This is a genomic window from Serratia sp. TMDUHS_CL (genome assembly GCF_037137105.1).
Lineage (GTDB): Bacteria > Pseudomonadota > Gammaproteobacteria > Enterobacterales > Enterobacteriaceae > Serratia > Serratia nevei.
The window spans coordinates 1-480 of record NZ_JBBBDV010000040.1 but is presented as its reverse complement, the minus strand read 5'-3'; the positions used below and the strand labels follow the sequence as shown (position 1 = coordinate 480).

1 rRNA gene is annotated in these 480 nt (G+C 52.3%); it reads left to right on the top strand.

Going from position 1 to position 480, the window contains the following annotated elements:
- Nucleotides 1-480, top strand: a 23S ribosomal RNA gene (locus WCL58_RS25275); the annotation flags it as partial.

Sequence of the window (480 nt, the reverse complement as noted above, 5' to 3'; positions counted from 1 at the left end):
GCGGATGGAGCTGAAGCCAGTCGAAGATACCAGCTGGCTGCAACTGTTTAATAAAAACACAGCACTGTGCAAACACGAAAGTGGACGTATACGGTGTGACGCCTGCCCGGTGCTGGAAGGTTAATTGATGGGGTCAGCCGCAAGGCGAAGCTCTTGATCGAAGCCCCAGTAAACGGCGGCCGTAACTATAACGGTCCTAAGGTAGCGAAATTCCTTGTCGGGTAAGTTCCGACCTGCACGAATGGCGTAATGATGGCCAGGCTGTCTCCACCCGAGACTCAGTGAAATTGAACTCGCTGTGAAGATGCAGTGTACCCGCGGCAAGACGGAAAGACCCCGTGAACCTTTACTATAGCTTGACACTGAACATTGAGCCTTGATGTGTAGGATAGGTGGGAGGCTTTGAAGCGTGGACGCCAGTCTGCGTGGAGCCATCCTTGAAATACCACCCTTTAATGTTTGATGTTCTAACTCGGCCCC